Below are 8,970 nucleotides of genomic sequence, written 5' to 3' on the forward strand. Positions count from 1 at the left end.
ACAACCAGTCAAGAACTAACTGTCTTTATTTTCCTCTACTTCAGTATCGTAAGGCAATGACATTTTCTCCAATGTACCCGAATAATTCTGATCCAGATAAATACCATCATCCCAGCAGCCAGCTTGCACCACCGCCAATCCTTCATAACGGTTTTGACCAACCGCACAACCTGAAACAACCATGCCAATAGACTGATCAGCTACGCCGGGGCTAAACAGTTTTGCGCCAGCAACCAGTGCTATTGGTAGAAGAAACCTTAAATAACCGTCTCTTCATTTTCCCCGGTACTGAGCTCGCGCCACAATTTCCGGCCGAGGATAACAACCTTTTTTAAAGCTGACCGCTCCTATCTTTTCCATGTTAGCCATCTGTGGCACAAACTGCTCCTGTGTCGCCAATCTAACCCACGCAATGCCCGCATCAATATCACGCAAACACCATACATCTGTGCCTACAGGCATCAATGACGGCTGTTCCAAAACCTTTTCAACCAATCGAGCATTGCCCTCAACGGCTAATACATAACCTTGGCCGGGTAAAACGACAACAACGCGGCCGTCTACAGACAACACCATACCTCTGTCGAGTGCCTTATCCGGATGCATACCATGCACCCACTGATCCGCCACCGGACCTTGCAAGCCAATTAAACTCCAGTCAGCTTGCCGGGTAATTTTAACTTTTGAGCGCAAAACAAACATGGATAATCGGCGAACAATCGCATCAGCTATATCGCTGGAAACCATAAGCCAATAGGCATCCTGATGATGCCAAATGAGAAAACTCGCCAGCATCCGCCCTTTGGCCGTCGAATAGCTGCTGTATTGGGCATGACTACCATTAACCTCACGAACATCACTGGATAGCTGCCCCTGCAAGAAAGTCAGAGCATCGTCTCCCTCGACGCGAATCAGACTGAAATCAACCAGACAACTCACGACAGAAGCATTTCTGAGTGCCGCAACTTGTGATAACTGATCAGGGAAAACCACGCGGCAGTCATCCTTTAAGGTACCTTGATGTTTCTGCAACCATGTCATGCATTCGCCATTTATCATCACTGTCTACTCACCGTAATACTTTATTTAACGATTACTATCTTACCGCTGCATGCTCCAGCGTCACTAGCTATCTTAGTCTCCACCAATAAAAACAGAAGAATAAATTTGATAATTTATTTAGTTTATTAGTCGTTACCCCAAGCGCTCACATGCACGGCGCACAAGAAGGCGTTGACACATCGCAAACAACTATGTATAGTTCGCCTTCACTCAATTCCCTGATAGCTCAGTTGGTAGAGCGACGGACTGTTAATCCGCAGGTCGCAGGTTCGAGCCCTGCTCGGGGAGCCACCTTTCTCATAAGGTGTAATGAGTGGTTTTAAAGTATTATTCCCTGATAGCTCAGCTGGTAGAGCGACGGACTGTTAATCCGCAGGTCGCAGGTTCGAGCCCTGCTCGGGGAGCCAAGATTTAACGCCGTGAATTCCAAGTAATTCACGGCGTTTTTCATTTCTCTATTACCATTGCACAATCCACCCGATTATTCCATAGCATAAACAATGACTTCCAAGCCGGTTCTCTTCGCCTCGGGTGCCATTCTGTTGTGGGCATCACTTGCCACGCTGGGTGCACTCACTAAAACATTGCCCCCTTTTTTGTTGTCGGAATCAGTTTGGTAATTGGCAGTCTGCTTGGTTTACACCGACTGAAAGAATGGCGGGTACCTCCCTTCACCCTGTTAGTCGGCATCTATGGTTTGTTCGGTTACCACTTTTTGTTGTTTTTTGCCTTTCGCCATGCGCTTACCATGGAAGCCAATTTACTGAATTACTTGTGGCCGCTGCTCATCGTTACCTTATCGCCCATCATTTTGCCCGGCACCCACCTGACACGCCGCCATGTATTTGGCAGTATTCTTGGATTTCTTGGTGCAGGACTGATTGTCACCGGCGGTAAACTGGCACTTTCGTATCAGTATCTGAGTGGCTATCTACTGGCCATTGGCGCCGCGATCATCTGGTCAACATTCAGCCTTATGACTCGCCGCCTGCCACCTTTTCCCAATAGTGCGGTCGGCGGATTTTGCCTGATTTCCGGACTGTTATCTTTGGCCTGCCACGCCGCCTTTGAACCCACCATATCCCCCACAACGAACCAGTGGCTCTCGTTAGGATTGCTGGGCTTGGGACCAATGGGCGGAGCTTTCTTCCTGTGGGATAGAGCACTCAAGGAAGGCGACCCTCGCCAAATCGGCGCCCTTTCCTACATCACACCACTGCTTTCAACCATGCTCCCGGTCATCTCTGGGCAAGGCCAATTAAACAGTACGGTTCTTGTTGCCGTGATCTTGATTTTGGGCGGCGCGTTACTTGGAACCCTCTCCGCGAAAAAGCATTGAGCACAAGCAAGAAATGGTGGCAGAACCATAACTACTCAACCAACAGATCACAGGCGGGCAACAAGCTTCTTGGACGCGTTTGCCATGTAACGTATTATCAATATGCCATTGAAAAATTGATGAACCTGTCTCACGCACAACAAGGAGTGAGTATGTCGGTATTAAAAGAGTTCAAAGAATTTGCCGTTAAAGGCAACGTTGTTGATCTGGCAGTGGGTGTGGTGATTGGCGGAGCATTTGGGTCCATCGTGAAATCGCTGGTTGACGATATCATCATGCCACCGATAGGCCTGCTGATCGGAAATGTCGATTTTTCCAATCTGTTTGTAGTACTGAAAGAAGGTAGCAAACAAGCTGGGCCATATGTCTCGGTTGCCGCCGCCAAAGCAGCTGGCGCCGTCACGCTGAATATCGGTTTGTTCATCAATGCACTGGTCAGCTTTACCATCGTGGCCTTCGCCATTTTCATGCTGGTAAAAGCGATTAACCGACTCAAGCGTGAAACGCCAAAAGAAGCTGCTCCTGCCGGGCTTACCACCAAGGACTGCCCATATTGCTTGTCCACCATCCCGGAACAAGCCACGCGCTGCCCGCATTGCACATCCGAATTAAATAGTTAACCCCACCAAGCAAGGTTGGCCGAAACCGGATTCGGCCAACCTTGAGCCATTTTGCTTATACAAAAAAGGAGGCATATGCCTCCTTTTTTACCTTGCAAATTGCACGCGTTATTCACGTGCTTTGCCAATGCCATCCAACAAGCTGTTGGGGTCAAACCCAACTCGCAACGCTCCCCACGGCCGACCATCCAGCACAATCGGCAATGCAATTTCCGACAGCACTTCGCCGGTATCGCGAATGTAGGTGTGCAACAGGAACGGCAGCGTATTTTTGGCAGATTTCAGCCCGGCTGGATCGTTAAACAACCGCTTGTCACGGCTGTTGACCAGATCTTTCTCCCGATCGCCAGACGGTACCGGCTATACCAGCTGTTGTGCGTTGGGGCATAACCATTACTATCCACCAACAGACAGAAACGGCCACCTGTTACATTTTTTACCACACGGTCATAGTAGGGCTGCACCAATTGTTCCGGTGACTATCGTAAGCCGTGTGGTATTTGGCTGGCGAGGTCCCCGGAATCGGTTGGTAACGCTGATCAAACAGGTTAAGACCGGATTTAAGCTGCTGCAGCAAAAGATCCTGCAATTCATCACGGGCAGCTCTGGCAGTATTCACCACACGATCAAACTCACCCTCACCGATCACAAAGCGCGACACCAGCTCCTGCACCTGCTCTGCGGCCAGAGACAATTGGCCAGCAACGTTCTCGGTGTAATTCAACCGCTCCGTCACCATCTGGCTCAAGCCATGAATTTCCGATACATGATGGTTGACCGGCGATTGGTATTAGCAAAGTCTTCCATGGTATGAGCGATTTCGGTCAAACTCGATGCCGTCGACTCAAAGTCGCCCATCATTTTGCCAAAGTGATCGGATGCACGGGACACCACATCACGCGCCTGCTGGGTATCTTGCGTAATCTCGCCGGTTTCCACCGGGTATCGGACACCAACCCCAACATGCCATCGATGTTGTGGGAGATTTCATCCGTTGCCGTTTTCACCTTTTCGGCCAACTTGCGTACTTCATCTGCCACCACAGCAAAGCCACGCCCCGACTCACCGGCCCGCGCCGCCTCAATCGCCGCGTTCAGTGCCAACAGATTAGTCTGATCGGAAATATCCTTGATCAGATCAACGATTGTCTTGATGCTGGCAGAACGCTCGCTCAGGTCATCAACCGTCTGATTAAAGTGGCCGACTTTCTGACTGATGTCATAGATACGATCCGCCACCAGCTTGAGTTCGCTATAGGATTCGCGCGCCACATCCAGGTTGGAAAGCGTGGTCGCGGAAATACCTTGCGTCTGCCCGGTCACCTGATTAATGCCGGTCGTGGTCTGGTCACTGGCGTCCCGCACCCGATTAGCCAGTTCATCCTGCTGGCGGGCGCTCCCCAAAGACTCCGTCACATTCTTGCGTGTTCGCGCGGAATCCATCGCAATGCGTACCGTCATGAGCCGGACATTGCTGATGATTTCCCGCATCTTGGTCAGGAAGCGGTTATAAGACAGCGACAGATCACGGATTTCATCATAAGTGACCGTGGGAATGTCGCGGGAGAGATCCCCCTCACCTGCACCAATCTCGTTAAAGATTGAAATAATCATCTTCAATGGCCGCACAATCAGGTAGCGCAGATACCACACCATAAAGGCGATAAACAGGAAGCAGACCACCCACAGCGTAATGGTCCAGAAAATGGCACTGTCAATGCTATGTTCGATGGTCGCCAACGCCACCGCGGATGGCACCGAACCTTTTAGTAGGGCACGGATGTCTTCGAGGACATAGTAGACATATCCCACCATCGCCAACTGGAACACACTGATAAAGAAAAAAGCACACAATTTCTTCGACAGGGTGTTCCAGAAATTTTTTTCCACCAGACGGTAAATACGCCAGAACCACTCCATGCTCACTCCTTAGCGCAAACAGCCATTCTTGTAGTATGTTTAAAACCAGTCGGCCATTTTTACCTGAATCTACAAAAAAAACCAGCTTATGGCAGATAAAAACATCAATCCAAGGCTCACAATTGAAACCAACAGCGATTGTCAGAGCCTGCGCCACACCATCCAATGCTCACTACCGGCAAAAACCGGCAAGGCTTCATCCATTAACACACTGTTTTCCAAAACAAAATCATTTCCCAACAATGCAGTCAGCTCGGCCAGTGAAATTCCAAAGGGTGGCCCCTTGGGTTTGTCGGCCAAAAAGAAAAATCCGGCCAAATAACCGCCCGGAACAATCAGGTCAGCCATCTTTTTGGCGTAGTCAGCACGGCAACGAAGAGGAAGCGCACACAGAAACGCCCGCTCAAACACCGCTAGATACTGTTGATGCGCCTCCAAAGCGAAAAAATCGGCTTGAGCCAAGCAACCAGCGCGTTCCCCCAACTGGATACGCGCCTGAGCGATCGCCTCATGGCTAAAATCGATCGCCTCAACACTCAGACCCAAATCCAGCAATCGATGCACATCATGTGCACTACCACAACCGAGGAACCAGAATACGGGAGGCCGTAGGCAATCTTGCGAAAAATGCCATTTCTTCCAGCGGTACAACGCCGCCTTCCCATGGCGTCACACCACCTTGATAGCGAACATCCCAAAAATCAGGCAAAGAACTATCTTGCGCCATATTCCATCACCTTAAACTCTTTAGCCACGCGAGTCCGCCAGCACCAGTAGAGCATGAGCAACCTCAGCGGGCGTCACAAAATCTTGTTCCAGAACTTGGCTCTGGCCGTTCTCAAAGGCCACCTCAAACTTGCACTGTTCATTACGGCGGAACAACACTCCATCGCCATCGGCACGTAGCAAGACTCCCCATTCTTTGCTTAAGCAAACTGCACAATATCCAGCAATACCCCAGCTGCTCTGGCCACCCCCAACCATTCATGCCTCTCTGGCAATCGCTCCCACACAGCATCCTTTTCCAGATCTGGCAACGCACACCATTGCGTAATTTCCTGAAAAGTACGCGCACAGCCTCGGCAAACCTGATCCCCCAAGGCCGTAGAACAAATGGCAATACACGGAGTATCAACACTACGCTTCATCATGATAACGCCAGTCAACAAGTTACAAAGGTTAGCATACGGCACAGGTTGTCACTTGTCATATCAAACCAAGCACAACGTTTTATGTACCGCTTAACGCAAGAATAGCGAACAAAACAAGACACTACATGGCAGGAATGCCTGCAACCACATGGGAGATACTGGAGAGATAATGACAGGCACCAATCTGCCTAATGGCAGCAGAAACAAAAAAAGCGACTTTAAAAGTCGCTTAATTTATTACTACTAAACAGAATTTGGTCGGGGTGAGAAGATTCGAACTTCCGACCCTCTGCACCCCATGCACAACAGCAAACATGCACATGTACTTGAAAATAATGAGCAAACTTTAGTGAGAGTATAATATTTTTGTTGGCGACAGGCGACGTGAAACCATTGGTACTGCTTGGTCATGTCATGGGTATTAGAAGGTTTCTTTGGCGGTTCCGGCGCCTGGTAGACTCATGATTACCTCGCTGACTGGCGTTTCTCTGAGCTTGATGTAGGCCTCAGTCATGGCTTCGTCTGTATGTGCCGCACCGATTGAAATCTGCGTCAAAGAGTACCCTGCCTTCTTCGCATCAGTCATTGCCTTAGCCCTCAAGTCTTTAAGGGTTACACCTTCGATTCCCGCCCTCGCTCGAGCACGAGTCCATGCTGTACCAATCCCATGAGCTGAGTAGGGTTCACCGCTCCCATTGCATATCACATAGGCCGATCGTTTTGTATCATCATTGATCGACCTTCCTTGTGACCATGCCGTTCTAGCTATTTCCAAGACAGACCATATTTGTTCTGTCATTGGAACAAAAACCTTTGCCCCACTGCTTCGCTCAGTCTTTGTAGGGGTAAAGAGAATCCCTTTTCCGTTACGTCTGCCCACTTTAGCAGTCTAATTTCGGTCGTTCGCTGATACATCAGGTAGCAGAGATCGATATAGCATTGCACCATTATCCCGCTACGGTTTTTCCGTCCATCCTTCCCGATCAGCAGGCATTTTCGTATTGCCTGATACTCATCATCAGTCAGGTACCGCATTCTTCTCTTTGGCTTCTTAATGCTTACCTCTCGGACTGGATTATCGCTTCGCATTCCTCTACGGCAAGCCCATCTAAAAAAATCAGATAGGCGTGAATGGTATACCTGAGCCATACGCCTACCCTCCCACTGATCTACGAACTTTGCCACGTCGACAGGTAATATCTGATCGACATCGAACTCAAAGAATGCATCTTCAATAACAGCAGAGGAACTGATCAGCTGTCGGTTAACAATGTCATGCATCTTTGCCCGGGCGGTCTCTTTTGGCCTTTCCTTATCTCTTTCAGAAATGACTGCGGACATGTATTCCCTGAAATTTCTCGGGAAATTCCCCTCGTCGCCAGCAACACGATTGTGATCTGTTATGCGCTGGGCTAGCCGTCTTGCTTCGACCTCCCCCTTTTCAATGTGGCATAGGCTATGCCATTTTTTAGACTTGCCGTCATCCGGGCTTATCATCGGCTCAGCGGAAAAAAGATAGTACCGGTGTCCTTTTATATAGATGCGCGAAAGCGTAAGGCTCCGGTGTGACTGGCGTGGCTTACTCATCTTGTCCTCACTGCGGGTCGCCGCGTTTGTGGTTGTGCCATAGGTCCGGAATAGAGGCCGCATTGTTTTGCGAGAAGATCCTGATAGGTCTTCTCAGTCATGATTGGCCCTATCTGGTCGCAGGGAACATCAACGCCAAAGTGAGCCTTAAACCAACGAGCCTGCGCTGAGCGGGTTTTTCTTCCGGTTAGCTTCTGAAGTTGCTCTATATCCATGCGCACATTTCCCATGAATGGTCCTTTCATTTCTCCGGGGGAAGCGCTGGGCCGGAAGAATCCAATACCCTTCTGCCAGACGGTGACGCCATCGATTACGATACGCGTTGCCCCTTTCTTTCTTGCTTCCGTTACTCGATTGAAAAGCTTCCTGCCGATACGATCCCTATAGCGGCGGCGGCACTCTTCATTTCCAAGGGCAGTCGGTTGAGGTGCATCCTTACCAGGTCCATACATAAAAACGCGACAAGCTGGACATCGAATACCGAATGACTCGTACTTCCGTGAGGCGGTGTGAATCAGCTGGCGCAAGCGTAGCGCCTTGAGCATGGTCTGCATGGTGCGAAGATCAGGTATGGCCAGCTTGGTTTGGAGTTCCGTACGAGTCAGGCTTAGGCCGGAGACTGCTGTAGCAGCTGCAGCGCACGGCGCTGGTTAGGGCCAAGTCGTGAGGTGTCCATTATTCATTCACCTCTATTAGCACTTTTCTGTCAGTTCTCATGTGATTTACCCATGAAAAAAGCCGCTCAGTGGCGGCTTGGTAAATAGTTGACGGTAGCGTGTTAGTCCACGCGACCTTTGATCTTGTAGCGGCCCCCAACAACGTATCGCTTGTAGGCTGCGATCCAGTCCGTGGCCATGGCCTTTTGCGCCTCGGCCAGAGAGGCATTTCCGTCGCAGACTGACCGGTACAGCACGAACTCCAATTGGTCTTTCTTGGAGGCGCTCCATTCGCTATTGCGGGGCTGCGGCCACAGGTTGCGTTCATCACGCGGATCACCACCGATCGATAAGGCAATCAGGTGATCCTCCTCGTAATGCTTGGGGTCCGTGTCGGCATAGCCGTACTCGGAGATCTGTGCCTTTTTCAATTTGTTGGTGTAATACGCTGGCGGCCGGATGGTCTTGGTGAAGCCTTTGACGCACACGGTTTGCTGGATGTTGGACTGAGTAATGTCCGGGTTGATGGCGCCCGGAGTAAGTTTAGGATTAGGCAGGTCACTGGCCGCGGCGAATCCAGCAGCCAGCAGCAGAGCAAGTGCAATCTGTTTCATGTTTTCTCGGTGCGATGTTGCT

General features: G+C 50.1%; 14 protein-coding genes and 2 tRNA genes. 5 read left to right on the forward strand and 11 right to left on the reverse strand.

The genetic code is table 11. The annotated features are described in order from the left end of the window. Positions 1 to 15: 15 nt before the first annotated feature. Positions 16 to 183: a hypothetical protein gene (locus GKE73_RS03215; RefSeq protein WP_230369071.1), complete on the reverse strand. Its 168-nt coding sequence runs from the start codon at positions 181 to 183 to the stop codon at positions 16 to 18. Positions 184 to 273: 90 nt separating this feature from the next. Further along, a complete protein-coding gene (ygfZ, locus tag GKE73_RS03220) occupies positions 274 to 1,059 on the reverse strand; it encodes a CAF17-like 4Fe-4S cluster assembly/insertion protein YgfZ (RefSeq protein WP_230369072.1) in 786 nt (261 codons plus the stop codon). 218 nt (positions 1,060 to 1,277) lie between these two features. On the opposite strand from ygfZ, the gene GKE73_RS03225 reads away from it, so the two are divergent. The 4 genes from GKE73_RS03225 (at position 1,278) to mscL (ending at position 3,021) form a co-directional block, all read left to right on the forward strand. Further along, positions 1,278 to 1,353, forward strand: a tRNA-Asn gene (locus GKE73_RS03225). A 40-nt stretch (positions 1,354 to 1,393) separates the two neighbouring features. Beyond that, positions 1,394 to 1,469, forward strand: a tRNA-Asn gene (locus GKE73_RS03230). A gap of 206 nt (positions 1,470 to 1,675) precedes the next feature. Further along, a complete protein-coding gene (locus GKE73_RS03235; RefSeq protein WP_230369073.1) occupies positions 1,676 to 2,401 on the forward strand; it encodes a DMT family transporter in 726 nt (241 codons plus the stop codon). Positions 2,402 to 2,553: 152 nt separating this feature from the next. Continuing rightward, positions 2,554 to 3,021, forward strand: coding sequence for a large conductance mechanosensitive channel protein MscL (gene mscL, locus GKE73_RS03240; RefSeq protein WP_230371388.1), 468 nt, complete (start codon positions 2,554 to 2,556; stop codon positions 3,019 to 3,021). Between the two features lie 108 nt (positions 3,022 to 3,129). Here the strand turns inward: mscL and GKE73_RS03245 are convergent, their stop codons facing one another. The 4 genes from GKE73_RS03245 to GKE73_RS03260 form a co-directional block, all read right to left on the reverse strand. Then, a complete protein-coding gene (locus GKE73_RS03245) occupies positions 3,130 to 3,327 on the reverse strand; it encodes a hypothetical protein (protein ID WP_230369074.1) in 198 nt (65 codons plus the stop codon). A 130-nt stretch (positions 3,328 to 3,457) separates the two neighbouring features. After that, a complete protein-coding gene (locus GKE73_RS03250) occupies positions 3,458 to 3,769 on the reverse strand; it encodes a hypothetical protein (protein WP_230369075.1) in 312 nt (103 codons plus the stop codon). 109 nt (positions 3,770 to 3,878) lie between these two features. Continuing rightward, entirely contained in the window at positions 3,879 to 4,940 is a 1,062-nt protein-coding gene (locus GKE73_RS22335) for a methyl-accepting chemotaxis protein (RefSeq protein ID WP_280954725.1), read from the reverse strand. 141 nt (positions 4,941 to 5,081) lie between these two features. Then, positions 5,082 to 5,591, reverse strand: coding sequence for a methyltransferase (locus GKE73_RS03260; RefSeq protein WP_230369076.1), 510 nt, complete (start codon positions 5,589 to 5,591; stop codon positions 5,082 to 5,084). A 129-nt stretch (positions 5,592 to 5,720) separates the two neighbouring features. Here GKE73_RS03260 and GKE73_RS22340 point away from each other — a divergent pair, with 129 nt between their 5' ends. Then, on the forward strand, positions 5,721 to 5,846 hold the full coding sequence (locus GKE73_RS22340) for a hypothetical protein (RefSeq protein WP_280954726.1): 126 nt from the start codon (positions 5,721 to 5,723) through the stop codon (positions 5,844 to 5,846). Positions 5,847 to 5,866: 20 nt separating this feature from the next. Here GKE73_RS22340 and GKE73_RS25320 read toward each other — a convergent pair whose 3' ends face one another. From GKE73_RS25320 to GKE73_RS03280, 5 genes are all read right to left on the reverse strand, one after another. After that, positions 5,867 to 6,091, reverse strand: coding sequence for a DUF1289 domain-containing protein (locus GKE73_RS25320; RefSeq protein ID WP_376767266.1), 225 nt, complete (start codon positions 6,089 to 6,091; stop codon positions 5,867 to 5,869). Positions 6,092 to 6,512: 421 nt separating this feature from the next. Continuing rightward, positions 6,513 to 6,890 carry a tyrosine-type recombinase/integrase gene (locus tag GKE73_RS03265; protein ID WP_230369077.1) on the reverse strand — a complete coding sequence of 126 codons (378 nt, stop codon included), beginning with the start codon at positions 6,888 to 6,890 and terminating at the stop codon, positions 6,513 to 6,515. Further along, positions 6,887 to 7,678 (reverse strand): site-specific integrase, encoded by a 792-nt coding sequence (locus tag GKE73_RS03270; protein WP_230369078.1) that lies wholly within the window; start codon positions 7,676 to 7,678, stop codon positions 6,887 to 6,889. Before GKE73_RS03270 ends, GKE73_RS03265 begins: the two co-directional genes overlap by 4 nt. Further along, complete coding sequence (locus GKE73_RS03275; RefSeq protein WP_230369079.1) at positions 7,675 to 8,232, reverse strand: DUF4224 domain-containing protein; 558 nt, start codon at positions 8,230 to 8,232, stop codon at positions 7,675 to 7,677. The genes GKE73_RS03270 and GKE73_RS03275 overlap by 4 nt, the downstream gene beginning before the upstream one ends. A 224-nt stretch (positions 8,233 to 8,456) precedes the next feature. After that, a complete protein-coding gene (locus GKE73_RS03280; RefSeq protein ID WP_230369080.1) occupies positions 8,457 to 8,948 on the reverse strand; it encodes a hypothetical protein in 492 nt (163 codons plus the stop codon). Between the last annotated feature and the right edge of the window lie 22 nt (positions 8,949 to 8,970).

It is taken from the genome of Paludibacterium denitrificans, assembly GCF_009707705.1.
Classification (GTDB): domain Bacteria; phylum Pseudomonadota; class Gammaproteobacteria; order Burkholderiales; family Chromobacteriaceae; genus Paludibacterium_A; species Paludibacterium_A denitrificans.

What these genes read in the sequence shown, in the direction of transcription:
- GKE73_RS03215 (WP_230369071.1), bottom strand. Translation starts at nt 183, where the DNA reads ATGGTTGTTTCAGGTTGTGCGGTTGGTCAAAACCGTTATGAAGGATTG.
- GKE73_RS03265 (WP_230369077.1), bottom strand. Translation starts at nt 6,890, where the DNA reads ATGACAGAACAAATATGGTCTGTCTTGGAAATAGCTAGAACGGCATGG.
- GKE73_RS22335 (WP_280954725.1), bottom strand. Translation starts at nt 4,940, where the DNA reads ATGGAGTGGTTCTGGCGTATTTACCGTCTGGTGGAAAAAAATTTCTGG.
- GKE73_RS03280 (WP_230369080.1), bottom strand. Translation starts at nt 8,948, where the DNA reads ATGAAACAGATTGCACTTGCTCTGCTGCTGGCTGCTGGATTCGCCGCG.
- GKE73_RS03270 (WP_230369078.1), bottom strand. Translation starts at nt 7,678, where the DNA reads ATGAGTAAGCCACGCCAGTCACACCGGAGCCTTACGCTTTCGCGCATC.
- mscL (WP_230371388.1), top strand. Translation starts at nt 2,554, where the DNA reads ATGTCGGTATTAAAAGAGTTCAAAGAATTTGCCGTTAAAGGCAACGTT.
- GKE73_RS03275 (WP_230369079.1), bottom strand. Translation starts at nt 8,232, where the DNA reads ATGCAGACCATGCTCAAGGCGCTACGCTTGCGCCAGCTGATTCACACC.
- ygfZ (WP_230369072.1), bottom strand. Translation starts at nt 1,059, where the DNA reads ATGATAAATGGCGAATGCATGACATGGTTGCAGAAACATCAAGGTACC.
- GKE73_RS25320 (WP_376767266.1), bottom strand. Translation starts at nt 6,091, where the DNA reads ATGATGAAGCGTAGTGTTGATACTCCGTGTATTGCCATTTGTTCTACG.
- GKE73_RS22340 (WP_280954726.1), top strand. Translation starts at nt 5,721, where the DNA reads ATGAGCAACCTCAGCGGGCGTCACAAAATCTTGTTCCAGAACTTGGCT.